The sequence below is a fragment of the Arcobacter sp. CECT 8983 genome (assembly GCF_004118855.1).
Taxonomy (GTDB): domain Bacteria; phylum Campylobacterota; class Campylobacteria; order Campylobacterales; family Arcobacteraceae; genus Halarcobacter.
In genome coordinates this window covers 101,567-119,016 of record NZ_PDKF01000004.1, presented here as the reverse complement: position 1 = coordinate 119,016, position 17,450 = coordinate 101,567, and the positions used below count along the sequence as shown (strand labels likewise).

Here is a 17,450-nt window from a genome sequence, read left to right as displayed (position 1 = left end):
ACTAGATAACTTTTCTATTTCTATATGCAAGAACTACAAGTACTAAAATTACAAGTACTGTAACTGGTACAAAAGTAGGAATAGGCACAGGATCACCTGCTGCATAAGAGTGTTTTCCTGCAAGATAATAGTTCACTCCAAAATATGTCATAATAATTGAAGCATAAGAGATTGTAGTTAATACTGCAAATACAAAATCAGATAAAATATCTTTTATATATTTTAAGTGAATTATGATTGCATAAATAATAATAGATACTAAAGTCCAAGTCTCTTTTGGATCCCAGCCCCAATATCTTCCCCATGACTCATTTGCCCAAATACCACCAAGGAAATTTCCAATAACAAGTAAAACAAGTCCTATTAAAATAGACATTTCATTTATTCTATTTGACTCTTTTATACTAACTAAGATATTAAAAAACTTATCATCCTCTTTTTTAGGATTTGCTAAAGCAAAAATAATTAAACATAAAAATCCAAGTAAACATGAAAGACCTAGAAAGCCATAGCTAGCTGTAATAACACTTACATGAATAGTTAACCAATATGATTTTAATACTGGAACTAAAGTTGTAATTTGTGGCTCCATCCATGAAAGGTGAGCTACAAAAAGAGTTATTCCACTTAAGATTGTAGTTGTTGATAAAGCAAGAACTGATTGCTTTGAGAAAAAAATTCCTGCTAAAACTATCGCCCATGATATATAAATCATTGATTCATAACCATTTGACCAAGGGGCATGTCCTGCAACATACCATCTTAAAGCAAGGGCAAGAGTATGAAAAATAAAAGCTATCACAAGTAAAGATAAAACTACTTTAGAAATCTTTTCTAGTTTTACTTCACTTTTAAATATATTCACAAAAATTAAAACTAATAAAAAGAATCCAAGAATTAAATAAATAGGAGTTAGGTTTTCAAAAATATTGTATTTATTAAAAATTAGTTCTGCTTTGATTTTTAAATCACTTGGAATAACATTTGTATTTGCATTTTGTTTTTGGTAGTTTATAATATTTTCTAAAGAAGCATCAACCTCAGCCCAAGAAGTTTTATTTTTAGTTGCCAAATCAAGTTTTAAATAATAGTCTTGCATTAAATTCTTTATAGCTTCTGAATCTTTTGAAATAAGTAAGTTTACTGCTTCATTTGTATTTAGCCACTTATTATTTGCATCACCTTTTTTAGGAAATACTCTTAAAAAATCACCTGTAAAAAGAGTGTATGCAATATTTAATCTCTCATCTACTTTTATTAAATCTTTATCAAACTCATCTCTTAAAGAGCTTTTCTTTTTATTAGCTATTTCTAAATGACCTTCTAGTTTATAAAAGCCCTCTTTTGTATAAATATCATTAAAAGAGATAGTCTTTGCACTTTTTTCTACATCAACTATTGATTTTAATCTCTCACTTTTTACTTTTATAAAATCTACTTCTTGCCATACTTTTGGATATAACATCATACTTAAGAAAAATTGATTTGCATCTAAACCATAAACACTACTTTTTCTTGTGATTTTATTTATTATTTCTATTGCTAAAGAGTTTACAGGTTTGATTCTTCCTTGATAATCTTGAACTAAAAGAGAACCAAACTTTGTTGCATGAGCTTTATCTATATTTAAAACTTTAGGATTATTCTCTAAAACAGTATTTGCAAAACTATTTGTTTGAATAAAGAACATACTAAAAGCAACAAGAATAAAACTAATAACTGCTTTTTTCGCATAATATATTTTCTTTATACTCTCTACATCATATTTTTTTGAACTAAGTTTTTTTAGTCTTCCTTTTTTTACAAAAAGACTTAATATAAGTCCTGTAAACAGTAAAAAATACCCTATATAAGTAGGAACTTTACCTGGGTCTTTATTTACTAAAAGTATTGTTCCATCTTCATTTTCTGTGTAAGATGACTGAAATAGTCTATATCCATTGTAATCTAAAGTATTATTCATATAAATTGTGTACTCTAATGTATTTTTATTTTCTGTGTCATAAATTTTAATATCACTCTCATAAGCAGAAGGAGCATTAGAACCTGGATATCTATGAAGTCTAAAGTCATTTAATAAAATAGAAAAAGGAAGTTTCATCTGCTTTGTACCCCATTGTAAAGTTAAGTTTTCTCCTTCAATATCAATATTTCTTTTAAAGCCAGTAAATCCATTTTTCCCAAATAGTGAAATTTCTTGTTTTTTACCATCAATAAACAAGTCTAAAATAACCGCAGATAATCTTTTGTTTTCAGGAATTTCTTCACTTCCATGTACAGTTTTTACTTCGCCTTTTAATGAAGCTTCATTTATTATAAATTGGGTTTGCCCTACTTTATAAATAACATCAGTTAGTAACTGCTCTTTTTGATTTGCTTTTATTGTTTTAGTTGAAGAGTAATCTTTTGTAAAAAGAGTTGTTTCAAGATTTGAATTATATAAAATCTTATTTCCATTTGTTTCAAAATTAACATAGGCTTTATTGCTCTTTTTATCACTATTTAAAGAGAAGTCTAAAAACTTTGTAGTTTTTTTTGTCTGCTTATCACTTAAATCAATGCTTTTAGCTTCTTTAAAACCTTTTACAATAATATTAATCATAGGTTTTCCATTTTCGCTTGGAACAATTCTTTCAACGGCATTATCAATAAAACTATTTAGTTTTATTTCTATATCTTTATCTTTTATATTTGTACTATATGAAAAGTTATCTTGAGCTAGTTTTGTCATTAAAACTTTTTTATCATACACTAATTTATCATTTTTATAGACTTTTATATACTCATCACTAGAGTACATTTTGTTTTCCATTCGTCCTTCGTATATAGTAATATTTGCTTCATAGCCCATATATCTTGTCATTGCAGAACCAACAAAAATAAATACTAATGAAATATGAATCATAAATAAAAAGAATTTATCTTTTTTATACATTTTAAAAACAAAAATATTTACTATTACTGCAATTGTTAATAAAAGCATTAAAAGTTCAAACCATGTTTGACCATAAATAAAAGATCTTGCTCCCATTGGTCCAAAATCATTTTCAATAAATGTGGCAAGTGCACAAGAAAGTCCAAAAAATAGTAAAAGTACAACAACAATTGGCATTGAAAATATAGATTTAAGTTTTTTTAACATAATAAACTGCCTTGTTTTTTTGTATTAGCACATGTAAGTAACATCAAGATTTATTTATGAAAGGAGATTTTGCAATGAAAGTCATTGATGTTACTTACAAGTACCAATAGAAATAAAGAGAACAGAAGTTCTCTTTATTTTATATTTTAGTTATAAGAAGTTTTATCTTCTATACCTTTAGTTGATTCAGGATTATAAATACCTTTTTTCTCTGCTTCTTTTTTCCATTCTTGCATTAACCCATTTCTAAATTTCATTTTTTCATCAATTAATTTTTCAAAAGGTAATCCAATAATCTCTTGAGCTTGTTTTTTATCTTTAATCTCAGGAGCTTTATAATCAGCTGCACCATATTTAGCTAACACTTTTGCTAATTTGATTCTTGCATCACCAGCTTTTCCTAATGCAGTACCAAGAACTCTTAAAGTCTCTTCTGGTGCGTGGAAGAATGCTGGATGAGAAGCTACAGCATAATCCCATCTCCATTGAGCATGTCTAATATCTTTTAAGATAGGAGCCATTTCTTCTTTAGTAGCACCTAATTCCCAAGCTTTCCCTGCTTCTAAGTGAGCAGCTGCAATAGCTTTCATAGCTTTTTTATGAAGCTCATTTTTTCTTTCTCTTTTAGCATTAATATTAGCAAGTAATGATTTTTCACTTACTCTATGACAATTCATACAAGATTTATCCATATTTTCTAATGGATTTCCGATATTATGACTTGTATATTTAATACCACCTTCTTGAACATATGGCATATGACAATCTGCACAAGATACATTGTTTCTTCCATGTGCACCAGTTTTCCACATTTCCCAACCTGGGTGTTGTGCTTTTAACATAGGTGTTTTAGAAATTTTATGTGTCCAATCTTTAAACTCCATATTGTCATAATATTTTTCCATCTCTTCTACAAGTGTACCCTCAGCCCATGGTAAAGTTACAACTGCTGCTTTTTTACCATTTTCTAATGGTGTTTTTGCAAAATAATACTCTACGTGACATTGAGCACAAACCATAGTTCTCATATCTTGTTGAGTAGCTTCGGCTAATGATTTTTCACCTGCTGCTTTTAATCCCTCATCTAAATATTTTCTATTTACTTGAAGTTCCATTGTTTCTGGATTATGACAATCTACACAACCAATTGGATTAATGATATCTGAACCATATTTAGCCCATTTACCAGTAAAGTATTCCATGTCACCATCTTTATTCATTATTCTAGGAACATCAGGAGATTTACATGTCCAACATGCAGTTGGCATAGGACCTGTTTTCTCATCAACTGGACCACCAGTTCTTAATGTATTTCTATTATCTTCTATTGCATAGAAGTGTCCTCTTGGTGCATTATAATCTTTTGCAAATCCATAACCTGCCCATAATACAACTAATTCAGGATAATCTTTTAACATATCATGAATTTCATCAGAGTTTTTAGTTTGTTTCCAAGAATCAAACTGTCTTGGATAATATTTCTTAAACTCTTCGTTTTTTGTTTCCCATCTATCTATTTTAGGAACCTCATTTAATTTAACTTGTTCTTCTTTCTTCTCAGTAATAGAAGTTAAAAGAGCAATCATTAATCCAATTGCAACTACACTTACTACCAGTAATATTTTGTATTTTTTCATAACAACCAACCTCTACTATTCTTTTGCTTTAACACCAAGATTATATGGTGTTGATATCAAACTTCTAACTTTTCCGTGTGGCACAAATTTGTGACACTCCCAACATTTACGACCATTCTCAAGACTTCCAACCTCTTCACTGTGATATTTGTCAGCGTTCATTTTAAGTGTAGCATTTTCACTTGCATGACATCTAACACAGTTTGCTTGCACACGGCTTGCTCCATCATCACTTATATGAATATTATTCTTATAAGTGTTAAGAGTGAATGCAACAGAGTGATTCCACCCATCTATAGCTTTTGCTTTGTATTTTGCAACAACATCGCCTACAGGTAGATGGCAATCAACACACCCTGCCACATTTTTATGTGAACTTTTTTCCCATGTTGCATACGCTGAATTCATAGTATGACAATTAATACAGGCTTTTGGATCACTTGACAAATATGACAACATATTTGACGCATAAACTGTGTAAACAAAAAGAGCTGAAGCAATTAGAAAACTTAAAATTGAACCATAAACTACAATTTTTTTATTCTTCTCCATTACCTATCCTTTATTTACTTTGAAATTATACAATTAGTTTTTTATATTAAAATTGACATTAATCAAGTTTTTGAATGATCATTCATTTTTTATTAAGTTTTTTTATGTTTTTCTGTATGAATATTATTTATTTTTATATTAATAAAGTTCTATAAACAAGTTTATATAGGGATTTGTTTAAACAAGACATAAGTTCGTCTTATAATAATAAAGAGCTAATTTTTTATTATTTATTTTATGTAATTTTTTTGTAATTTTTAGAAATTTAACTTAAATTCTTGACTTTAGCCATTTGTAATATATTGCTACAAGAAAAAATAATACCCCTAAAGTTAAAGTAATTAATTTTAATGACACTAACTCTGCCATTATTCCAATAAAGATTGTAGTTAAAACTGTTGTTAACATAAAAATCATATCATTATATGAAATAACTCTTCCTAGGTATTTATTATCAGTTTTCTCTTGTAATAAAGCATAAGTAAAAGACCAAATAGTTGTTGTGGTAAATCCAACAAAAAATATTGCTAATAAAGATATATAAAAATTACTTTGTACTAATGCCCAAAAAATTATAGCAGAACCTTGAAAAATAAAGATATATAGAAGTCTTTCTTTATTTACCCAATTTGAGATTATAAAAGGACCTATCATAAGTGCTGTTGCACGAAATGCATTTGTTAATCCAATAGCAAGGGGAACAGAGATTACATATTTGTATTGATTTTTTGCTAATAAAGTTACAATTGTATCAAAGATAGTAAGTCCAACAGAAGAATGAAGAACAATTAAATGAACTACTAATTTATTCTGTTTTAAATATAAAAAGCCATCTTTTATTAAAGATATTATTTTCTCTTTTGTATGTATTATTTCTATTTTAAAATTTATATTTATAAGAAGTATTATTGCAGTAAAAATAATAAAAGCATCAATAATAATAGCCCATTTTACTCCAACTAAATTAACAACAATGCCACTTAAAGCCATACCAGCAGCAAAAGTAAAAGACCAAATAATAGAGTGTATCTCATTTGCTTTTTGTAAAGCTATACCTGAAACTAGTTTAGGAAGTAGTGACATTTCAGTTGAAAAAAACATTGATGCACTAGCCATTCTAATAAAAATAAAAATCATTAAAAGCCAAACTTCTTCTTTACTATCAATAGTTAAAAAAAGTAAGGTCATAGCAAGCTCTACAGATAAAAGAGTTATCATTAAAGGTTTGATTCTAAATCTATCAATAATAGCCCCTGAAAGAGGAGCAATTATAATTGCAGGTAAGAAATGCATTGCAGTAACAACAGAAATAGCAAAAGCTGAAGAGTTAAACTGTACAAGCATAGTATAAATAGCTACATTTGAAAACCATGCAGCAAAATATGCTACTAATTGTAAAAGAGATAGTTGTCTAACTACATCATAGTTTTTTAATAATTCACGATAGTTCAATTTCTACTAAAACCTCTTGGAATATAGCAGAATCTGCTTCTTGATCAGTTGAAAAAGGCGTTACATAGTTTGCATATTTATTTCCAGAGTATGCTAATACACAATTTTCTTTTATATCTTCACTATTTTTTATTTTAATTTTTGTTTCACCAAATTTTGACTTTAATAAGACCTCTTCTTCATCTTTAAATCCTAAACATGGATTTACATATAAATAGTTATCTACTTTAAATTGAGAGTTTAAAGAGTTTTTTCTTTTTGCTGTTAAAAAATAGTATTGATTATCTTTTTTCTTTTCATGTAGTTCTTCTACTTCAAGCTCTTCTATAAATTCAAATTTTTCTATATAAGAGTTATCTTCAACTTTTGTGCTTATATAGTAATTTAAAATCTTCTCTTCATCATCAAGTTTTTCAAAACCAAACTTTTCATTTAAAAAATTAGCTAAGTCATATTCGCTTATAGTATTTTCATCTTTCTTTTCTGTATAGTTTGAAATTGCTTTTAACTCATGCCCATAAGAAAGTCTCACATCTTTTTTTGTTAAAAATGATGAAGAAGGTATTATTAAATCTGCATATTTACTTGTTTCATTTAATACAGTACCAAAAAATACAACAAAACTCTTTTGAAGGCCTTCTATTACTTTTTTAGTATTTGGAGCAGTTACAACAGGATCAGTTCCTTGAATAAATACTAAATCAAAATTTGAAAAGTCTACTGTTGGAAGAGCAATTTTTCTCTTTGCATTTGAAACTAGCTGTTTTTCATAACCATAAGATGAATCATCTAAATACCAAAGCCCACCCTTTTCTTTGTTGTGAACTCCAATATAAGCAGCAAAAGAGTCAATTGTTCTAAAGATTTGTGCGCCTTCATAATATTTTTGAGGCCCAAGTCCTAATAAAATAGAAACACTCTTTTCTTTTATGATTTCAAAAAACTTAGTAACTTCTTGTAAAGATATACCTGTAGTCTTTTCATAAGAAATTACTGGTTTTGACCTTGCTAAATCAAAAAACCAATCTGCTCCTTCATGAGAAGAAATAAACTCTTCATCTTCTTGATTTGACATATGTGCAAACCTAGTTAACAAAAGAGCTAAGTCATGGTCAGTTTTTGGATTTATTTGTAAATGAAGCTCAGATTTTTTGGCAATCTTTGTTTTAAGTGGGTCAATAGTTATAAAAGTTTTATCTTTTATTAGATTATACATGTGAGCTGATGTAACAGTTAAATTTCTTCCCCAAACAATTATTACATCACTATTTATAAGTTTTTTAATAGGAGGATTTACATTAATCCCACCTCTTCCTTGTTCAATACCTAAAGAACCAATTGCATCGCAAAGACTTCCTTTTGTAAGAGTAGAACCATATTTTGCAAAAAAAGTTTTAACACTATTTTGCATAACTCCTAAATTCCCAGCACCTTTATAAAATAGAGTTTTATCACTATTTGTACTTTGAAGTTTTTTAACTAAAATAGCTAAAGCTTCTTCTAGCTTTATTTCTTTATCTTTATAAAAAGCTGTTTTTAAAAAATTCTCTTTTAAAAGGTTTGCAAAATTTACACATAATTTTTTATTTGTAACTAAATGCTCACTACTACCTTTAATATTCCCTTTTTCATCTACATATCCTTGGCAAGTATCATAGCAATCTAAAGGACAGGCTACTAGATTATTTAAATTCAATTTTTACAAGCCTTGAGAATACTTTTGGATCAGGTACAATTATTTCTACTTTATATGAAGAAATATGTTTAGAGTCTGCAACTTTATAAACTTTGTCTAATTTTATATTGCTTTTTTTACCATCTAAGAAAATTGTTTTACTTTTTATCTCTTCAATATCATCAATAGGAACAAATATTTCTAACTTTCCCTTTGATAAATCTTTTGCTTCATAAAGTAAAGTGCCAGGATTAACATAATCTCCTTCTTTTACTGCAATATTATAAATGTATCTATCTTTTTCTTTTAATAATTTATTTTTAATACTATCTTGTAGGTTTGCAATTTTAACTTCTATATCTGCTTTTGTTGTTTGATAGTTTATTGCTTTTAATTTTTGTGAATCTTTTTCAAAACCAGATTTAGATGATACTTGAAGCATTCTGTTATAATTTTTTTCTTCAATTTTAAGCATTTGAGAAATAGCTTTTAATTTTATCTTTGATTGTTTTAAATCTATTCTATCAACATAAGAATCAATTTCTACAATTTTTGAATTATTGGCTTTTTTACCTTCAATTTCATCATTTACATATATTACTTTCCCACTTACAGCTGCTTTTATTTCATAAGAGTTTACAGGTTCTAATTTTGCATAAAATTCATAGGCAAATAAAGAGTTAACTAAAAGAAATAGTGCAAAAATATATTTCATCTTTAACCTTTGATATCTAGTTGTTTAACTAAAGTGATAATATCTCTCTTTGTTTGTTTAAAATCCTCAGTTTTTTCACATTCAAATATTAATTCATCTAATTGAGTATTATATTTTAAATAAGGAAGAAGTGTTTTTAGCAGCTCTTCTTTTGTTTTAGATGATTTTAATTTTTTAATTAAAGGTTTATCTTCTTTAGTTTTTTGTTTGTGAATCTTAACATAAATATATAAACCAAATATTAATATTGTAACTAAACTTCCTAATGAAAAATATAGAAATTTATCTTTTAAAGTTATACTTTTTTCAATAACTTTTTTTATCACTTTAGGCTCACTTAATTTTTCTAACTTAGAAGTTGTTTTTTGTTTATTTAATGAGTTTACTTTTACTTTAAACTCTTTTGTTTCTTTCTCTATAACTTTTTTTTGTTTTTTATCAAAATATCTTAGTTTAAAACTTGGAATTGTAATTGAATTTGAAGGTACAATAGAAAAACTCTTTTTATAAGTTCCTTCAAATCCTTTATTAGAATAACTTGTTTTTATTTGTGGTTTATTATCATAAATAGTTGCATTTTCAATATCTAGTTTATAATCTTCTAAATCATCAAAATTACCACTTCCTTTGATATTTAACTTCAAAGATACCGATTCCCCTTCTTTAATCTCATTTTTGTCAAGGCTTGCACTTATATCAAAATCACCTATTAAACTTACATTTTTAGGTAAAGGTTTAATATCAAAATCTAATGAATTAGAATATACTCTTCTTTCAACAGGAACACTTAGAAAAGAAAAATTTCCATAATTTGAGTTTTGATTTACTAATTGAACAATTATTGATAAAGGATTAACTTTTAGATTTCCTTCTTTTTGAGGAAAAAGTAAATACTCTAATTCTTGAACAATATAGCCATTTTCTTCATATCTTCCATCTTTATTATTTAGTTTTTTATACCAGAAGTTTTCAAAGTGTGGTGGTTCAAAACCTAAGTTGGTAATTTGAAGATTTTTTTTATATTTAAATATTAATTTTAATAAAATATCTTCACCCACATAGGCTTCTTGTTTTGATGCAACTAACTCTAAATCAAAATTATTAGATACTGTTTTATTAACTTTTCTTTGAGTTATTTTTTTAGAAGGAGATTGAGTTTTTGTTCCATCTATTTCAAAAGTAAATGAAGGAATAATAAACTCTTTTTGAGGTAGGATTTGGAACTTCTGACTTATCTTTTCACTATAGTTGCCATTTATAATTTGTAAAGACCTTGAAGTACCTAAACTTTGAACTACATAAGAGTCTATTTTTTCTATCTTAGGGAATTTTATTGAGCTGCCACTTACTTCAAATTCAAAAATAAAAGGTTCCCCTTTTATAAATGTGTTTGAAGAGTTGAGTTTTACACTTGAAAATAAATCCAAGGTTAATATAAAAATAATAATTAAAGATTTAACTACTGTTTTCATTAAAAGTCTAATGTTCCTTCGATTGCAAAGTTTGCTCTAGAATCAAGTTCTGCATGTGATAATACAGCAACTTGAAGTCCAAATTTTTCATATATTTCAGAAATTCTTTTTCTTAACATTGGGTCAACTACCATAGCAACTTTTCCAAAGCCTTTTGTTTCTATTTGCTCTAATAATTCTTTAGTTTTTGTTACTAAATTATTGATCTCTGCAATTGAAAGCATAAGTTGCGACACTCCATGCTGTTCTTGCAATTTCCCTATAAATTGTTGTTCAATTTCTGGTTTAATAGTTATAATATGTAGTGTATCATCTACATCTTTAAATCTATTTGTAATAAGTCTATATAGTTTACTTCTTACATGTTCAAGTAATACATCAGGTGCTTTTGTAAACTCTGCAATATCAGCAACTGCTTCAATAATAGTTAACATATCAACAATAGGTATTTTTTCATGAAGTAAATCTTTACACACTTTTAATAACGAACCATAAGAAGTTACTTTCATAGCCTCTTCAATAACAATTGGGAAGTCTTTTTTAAGTCTTTCAACAATATCAACAATATCTTGTCTTGTAATAATATCTTCAGCGTGTTTTTTAATTAGTTCTGAAATATGTGTTGAAATAATAGTTGGTGCATCTACAACTGTAAAACCATTCATTAAAGCATCATCTTTTTGTGCTTCTTCAATCCAAACTGCATCAAGATTAAATACTGGTTCTTTTACTTTTATTCCTTTTAGTTTCCCTGGAATCCCACCCATAGCAAGAAGTTTTTCAACCTCTACTCTTCCTCTTGTTAAAGGTATTCTTTTTAAATATAATTCATATTCATTTGATGGCAAGTTTGCATCATCTGAAATTCTAATTTGAGGAATTACAAAACCTAAATCAGATGCAATTGTCTTTCTAATTGCTTTGATTTTATCAAGAAGTTCTGAATTTCCTTGCACTAGTTGTAGAAGTCTAATTCCAAGTTTAAGTTCAAGAACATCCATTTTCATGATATTCTCCATAACTTGTTTCTCATCAGGAGCAGCTTCTTGTTTCTTCTCTTTTAGAGATTCTATATCACCTTTATCTTCTATAGGTTTAGCTTTTTGTGCAGCAGGAGTAAATAGCCTTGTAAGGGCATTGTCTTTACCATCTTCAATCATTGAAATTGTGTACCCAATAGTTGCTAAAATAATTCCCATAACAACTAAGATTCCTGTTGGGAATCCTGGTACAAAACCAAAGAAAACAAGACCTATTCCAACTAAAACTAAAGATTTAGATTCTTTAACTAATTGAGAAACAGATTGATTTGCAAACTTATCTTCATCCATATTTGAACGAGTAATTATTACAGCAGTAGCAGTAGATAAAATTAATGCAGGAAGTTGAGCTACAAGTCCATCGCCAATAGTTAAGATAGTATATATTTCACCACTTTGTGAAACTGTCATATCATGCTGGAATAAACCAATAAGTAGTCCACCCACTAAGTTTACTATTGTAATAATAATACCAGCAACGGCATCACCTTTTACAAACTTAGAGGAACCATCCATTGCCCCATAGAAACTTGCTTCTGAAATAAGTTCTTTTCTTCTTATTTGTGCTTCTTTATCATCAATAAAACCTGCATTTAAATCAGCATCAATTGCCATTTGTTTACCAGGCATAGAATCTAAGGTAAATCTAGCAGTAACTTCTGCAACTCTTGTAGCACCTTTAGTTACAACCATAAAGTTGATTAATACTAAAATAATAAATACAATAACACCAATTACCATATTTCCGCCAACAACAAACTCTCCAAAGGCTGCAATAATAGAACTTACAGAATCAGGACCATTATGTCCTTCACTTAAAATTGATCTTGTGGTGGCAATATTTAAAGATAGTCTAAAAAGAGCTAAGATTAATATTAAAGTTGGAAAAGTTGTAAGGTCTGCTGGTTTTTGTATATATAAAGAAATTAATAAAATTAAAAGAGAAAAAGATAAAGATAAAATTAGAAAAAAATCTAGTACCCCTTTTGGTAGAGGTACTATAATAATCATTAAAATTGCAACAAAAAGTGCAACAACCAATAAATCTTTAGAAAAGAAACGTCTTATATTCATTTAGTTCTTTAACTTAATTCTTCAATTATCTAACAAAATTAACTAATGTTAATTCATGCATCTTACTAATTGTTGAATATAATGCAGTAAATGTTACTTCTAATGCCTTGGCTTCTACTGCTAGTTTTGTTAAATCAGCAGCACCTACTTCATGAGACATAATTTGATATTGATTTATTTTAGATTCTATTCTATCTAAAGAAATCTCAAATACTTTATTTCTCCCACCAAGTTTTGCATGTCCTGTATTTGCTGCTTCATATGCTTCTAAAATATCTTCTAACCCATCAGAAAGAGCATCTTTAGCTTCATCTTTACTAATGGCATTTCCATTTGAATCTTTAAGTTCTAAGGCATTAATGATATTATCAATAACATCAAAAGTATTACCTTTTGCTTCAAATTTCGTTCCATCTACATCAGGTAAATCAACTTGAAAATCTTTATTTTCACCTATTTTTACTTGAAGTATTTCATTTGTAGCATTTCCCTCTTCATTGTATTTTACTAATTGTGTCTTACTAAATTGTGCAGGAGCTTCTGCATTAGCTGGTGTCATATTAAAATTAGACATATCAACAACAAATGTATTAGTTGAAGAATCAGCAGATTTAAGACTTACAGTATTTCCCATATCATCAACTAAAGCATTAGCACTATCATTAAGTTGCCATACTTTACCATTTTCATCAATTAATGGAGTTTCAGCACTAAAACTTAATGTAGTTGTAGAAGATTCAGCAGATATTGCAGGTGAAGCTCCCTCTAATTTCCATTCAAATCTTCCTTCATCGATAATTCTATCACTTTTACTAAATTCTAAAGTATCACCTTTATAGCCAACTTCTGAATTATACATAAAAGTTTCAAAGCCAGTAATACCTTTTTCTCTATAAGAACCATCTTCTACTGCAACTTTTCTTAAAAAACCATCACCTTCAAAAGTAATTTTCCCTGAGGCATCCATTGAAAAAGGTTCTTTCATTGAATTTGAACCAGCATAAAGGTATTCTCCTTCTACTTGTTCATTGGCAAGCATAAAAAGATTCTCTTTTACTCCTCTTAAGTTAACAGCAATAGCTTCTCTTGCTTCATCATCTACTGTTCCATTCTTTGCTTTAGTTACTTCTTGTTTTACGTAATCTAAAAGCTCTTTTATTTCTTTTAAAGTAGAATCAGCTACATTATTTTGAGCAGTTGTTTTTTCTATTTGTAGCTTTATCCCTTCATATACATTAATTTTATCATCTAGATAAACATCCCTAGAAAATAAATTTGCATCATCACTACCATGTTGTAGTATTTTAGTTGAACTTGTTTGATAAGTTACTCTTTGTTGTTCTTTATTTAAATTATGTAATCTAAATAACGTTTCTGAAGTTGACCTAATCATTGGAATACCTCCTTGAACTTCGCTACTATTTCATTAAAATTATACTGTTCTTTCATGCCTTGTGTCAAGAAAGTTCTAATTTTCTCTTTTCTAGCTAAGGCATCATCTAGCTCTTTGTCCATTCCAGGTTTATAAGCACCCACACGAACTAAAACTTCATTCTCTTTTATTAATGATAATACCCTTTTTAGCTTTAAAAAGTAATTATAGTGTTCATCATTTACAACTTTGTCCATAACCCTTGAAGCAGATTTAAGAAGATTTATAGGAGGATAAAACCCTTGTTCTGTTAATTCCCTTGTTAAAACTATATGTCCATCCAAAATTGACCTACTTTGATCTGCAATTGGGTCATTCATATCATCCCCATCAACTAAAACTGTAAAAAAGGCAGTAATAGAACCCTTTGTGTTATTACCTGCTCGCTCCATTAATTGAGGTAATAATGCAAATACAGATGGTGGGTATCCTCTACTTACAGGTGGTTCTCCTGTACTAAGTCCTATCTCTCTTTGTGCCATTGCAAACCTTGTAACAGAATCCATCATTAAAAGTACATCATGCCCTTTATCTCTAAAGAATTCTGCAATTGCCATTGCAGTAAAGGCTCCATATTTACGCATTAATGCAGACTCATCAGAAGTTGCTGCAACAATAATTGTATTTTCTAGATTATTGTTAAGATTATAATGAATGAATTCTGGAATCTCACGACCCCTTTCCCCAATAAGGGCAACAACTTTTATCTGAGCTTCACAACCTTTAACAATCATTCCCATTAAAGTTGATTTACCAACTCCAGAACCTGCAAAGATACCTACTTTTTGACCTTTTCCTGCTGTTAGCATTGAATCAATTGCTTTAACTCCAGTGGAAAACCTCTCATCAATAACTCCTCTTTCAAGTGGAGACATTGAAACTTTATTAATAGCAGAACTCTCTGCTAGATCTTTAATTTTCCCTTTTTCATCAATAGGTTCCCCTAAAGCATTTACTACTCTTCCTAAAAGACCATATCCCGTTTCAACAGATAATCCATCTTTTTGTAAAAAAACCTTATCATGTATTCTAAATCCATCAATAAATGAAAAAGGTACAATTGTAAAAACATTTGATTCAATTGAGGCAACCATTCCTAAAACAGTATAAATATGTTGTTGGGACTCAATCCTTACAATATCACCTACAGCAACTTCAATTCCAGAAGCTTTTATTGTTGTTGAAGAGATATGTTTAATTCTTCCAAAAGGTATAGAAAGTTCTGTTGAGTCAATGCTATTTAATAATGAGTCAATATCCATACTTACATCTCATCACACATTTTTTTATATAAACTATCTTTAGTTCCTTCGATTGATTTACATTTGTTTATAAATTCATCTTTTTTTATGTTGTTATTAAACTCTTCATAAAGAATTATTAACTCATAATAAACCTGTGCTAAGTCATTTGGACTTATTTTTCTAGAGTAATCTAGGGCATCTAAAAGTAACTTTAATGCTTCTTCATTTTTATTATTAGTTTGAGCTATTTTTGCTAATTCCAACTCTACAAAAGGAGAATACACATAAGCATTGTTCTCTTTTTGTTTTTGATATAATTTATTTAAAATATCTTTCGCCTCATTTTTTAAATCTCTTTTCATCAAATAAAGATAGTAGTAGTAATAAAAATCAATAATCATAGGATTATTGGTATTAGCTTTTATAAATTGTTGATTTCTATGGGCATAGTTAAAAAATTTATCCATTGAAATAGAGTCCCCAACAGTATTTTTAATTAAAAATCTATATAAAAACTCCTTTTCTAAAACTTTTCTATCATCAACCATATCAATCTTGGCAGAAAAACTTTTTGCATCTGTAAAGTTTTGTAATGCTAGTGCCATTCTTTCTAAATATAGATATAAGGTTGCATCTCTACTTGTACTAAAAGTATCTTTTAATAAATTGTAGGCTTTTTCTGATGGAACCTCAACTAAGCACTCAAAAAACTTATCTTTTGTTGTTTCATCTTCAATAAGTGTTTGAAAGGTTTCTGTTCTTGCACTATTTAAAGTCTCATTTAATAAAAAACATTTTCCCGTTGCTAAATATTTTTTAATCATATCAATAGTTACTTCATCAAAAATTTTTTCTACTGATTCATAACCAAATCTTTGTGCAATAGTGTTTGAGATTTTTTTGTAAATTCTTTTTGATTTTAAAATCAAATCATATTTTTCTTGTCTTTTATGATTTAATAATTCTTGCACTAACACTTTTTGTTGCATGGCTTCAGATTCTGGATATTTTGCAGAAACTGCTGCTGGTTCTAAGATTCCTTGTCTCATTAAGATTTCATCTATATACATTTTTGCTTTTTCTGCGTATATTCCACCTGCAAAATCATTTAAAATATCTTTATAAAGTTCTCTTGCTTTTACTAAATATTTGTCTGTCCCATCGTACATTTTCATATATATTTCTGCTAATTTAAACTTAAAGTCTTCTATTGATGCTGGCTTATCTGTTCTATTTAATAACTCTTCTAAAATTTTTACTGCAAACTCAGGCATATCTGCTTTTAATAATCTATTAACCTTTTCCAATGCTAAAAAAGAGTCTTTCGCATAATAATCCATATTTTTTTCTAATACTTTAGAAATAAGCTCATATGCCTCTTTTTTCTGGTCATTCAAAATATATACATCAAATAATTCATCTGCAACTAACGTAGCAACTAAAAGGTCAGTAGTTTTTGTTAAAACTTCATACAAAATTTTAATAGCCATGTCATAATTTCGCTGATGTTTATAAACCTTTGCAAGGTAAATTTTTCCATAAGCATTTATAACTTCATTATCGAAGTTATTTATAATAATATTAGCAAAATATTTGGCCTCTTCTGATTTATTAAGATTAAGTTTTAGTTCAACTAAAATCATGTAAGCACGAGATAAATCATTTTCATGAATTTTTGAGTCATTTATAGCTTTTTCAAGTTCAGCTGCTGCATCAATTATAATTCTTTTTGATTTCTTTTTAATTGCTAATTCTGAATATAAAATAATAATATCTGAATATAAGATTTCAACTTTATTTTGTTCTTTTAAAGCAGTTACTTGAGAATATGCTTCATCAACTCTACCCTCTTTTGAAAGTTGCCTTGCATTTTTAATTGTTGAAAATCCATCATCTATTTCTTGAATTCTTTTTTGTGATATTTGCTCTCCTGTAGAGTCAATAAATCCATAATAAAAATCTTTTTTTGCAAATGAAAAAGTAAATATCAATATAAAAAATATAAAAAACTTCAA

At 28.1% G+C, this 17,450-nt stretch carries 11 protein-coding genes; all 11 read right to left on the bottom strand.

Translation table 11 applies throughout. The features are described 5' to 3' along the window. Window position 1: 1 nt before the first annotated feature. The 11 genes from ccsA to CRV01_RS03410 all read right to left on the bottom strand — a co-directional run bounded on the left by ccsA (window position 2) and on the right by CRV01_RS03410 (window position 17,450). Window positions 2–3,142 carry a cytochrome c biogenesis protein CcsA gene (gene ccsA / locus CRV01_RS03460; RefSeq protein ID WP_129006856.1) on the bottom strand — a complete coding sequence of 1,047 codons (3,141 nt, stop codon included), beginning with the start codon at window positions 3,140–3,142 and terminating at the stop codon, window positions 2–4. Between the two features lie 146 nt (window positions 3,143–3,288). Then, entirely contained in the window at window positions 3,289–4,779 is a 1,491-nt protein-coding gene (gene nrfA / locus CRV01_RS03455) for an ammonia-forming cytochrome c nitrite reductase (RefSeq protein WP_129006855.1), read from the bottom strand. A gap of 15 nt (window positions 4,780–4,794) precedes the next feature. Beyond that, window positions 4,795–5,331 (bottom strand): cytochrome c nitrite reductase small subunit, encoded by a 537-nt coding sequence (gene nrfH / locus CRV01_RS03450; protein ID WP_129006854.1) that lies wholly within the window; start codon window positions 5,329–5,331, stop codon window positions 4,795–4,797. Between the two features lie 270 nt (window positions 5,332–5,601). Beyond that, the gene (locus CRV01_RS03445) at window positions 5,602–6,783 is read right to left on the bottom strand and encodes an MFS transporter (RefSeq protein WP_129006853.1); all 1,182 of its coding nucleotides are present in this window, start codon (window positions 6,781–6,783) and stop codon (window positions 5,602–5,604) included. Next, the gene (locus CRV01_RS03440; protein WP_129006852.1) at window positions 6,770–8,479 is read right to left on the bottom strand and encodes a molybdopterin-dependent oxidoreductase; all 1,710 of its coding nucleotides are present in this window, start codon (window positions 8,477–8,479) and stop codon (window positions 6,770–6,772) included. The genes CRV01_RS03445 and CRV01_RS03440 overlap by 14 nt, the downstream gene beginning before the upstream one ends. After that, entirely contained in the window at window positions 8,466–9,173 is a 708-nt protein-coding gene (locus CRV01_RS03435; protein WP_129006851.1) for an HlyD family secretion protein, read from the bottom strand. Before CRV01_RS03435 ends, CRV01_RS03440 begins: the two co-directional genes overlap by 14 nt. Before the next feature lie 2 nt (window positions 9,174–9,175). Further along, a complete protein-coding gene (locus CRV01_RS03430) occupies window positions 9,176–10,645 on the bottom strand; it encodes a BatD family protein (protein ID WP_129006850.1) in 1,470 nt (489 codons plus the stop codon). After that, window positions 10,645–12,759, bottom strand: a complete 2,115-nt coding sequence (gene flhA, locus CRV01_RS03425; RefSeq protein WP_129006849.1) for a flagellar biosynthesis protein FlhA — start codon at window positions 12,757–12,759, stop codon at window positions 10,645–10,647. Before flhA ends, CRV01_RS03430 begins: the two co-directional genes overlap by 1 nt. A gap of 25 nt (window positions 12,760–12,784) precedes the next feature. Then, on the bottom strand, window positions 12,785–14,152 hold the full coding sequence (locus CRV01_RS03420) for a flagellar hook-associated protein 3 (protein ID WP_129006848.1): 1,368 nt from the start codon (window positions 14,150–14,152) through the stop codon (window positions 12,785–12,787). Continuing rightward, window positions 14,149–15,453, bottom strand: a complete 1,305-nt coding sequence (gene fliI / locus CRV01_RS03415) for a flagellar protein export ATPase FliI (RefSeq protein ID WP_129006847.1) — start codon at window positions 15,451–15,453, stop codon at window positions 14,149–14,151. Before fliI ends, CRV01_RS03420 begins: the two co-directional genes overlap by 4 nt. Window positions 15,454–15,455: 2 nt before the next feature. Beyond that, window positions 15,456–17,450, bottom strand: coding sequence for a lipopolysaccharide assembly protein LapB (locus CRV01_RS03410; RefSeq protein WP_129006846.1), 1,995 nt, complete (start codon window positions 17,448–17,450; stop codon window positions 15,456–15,458).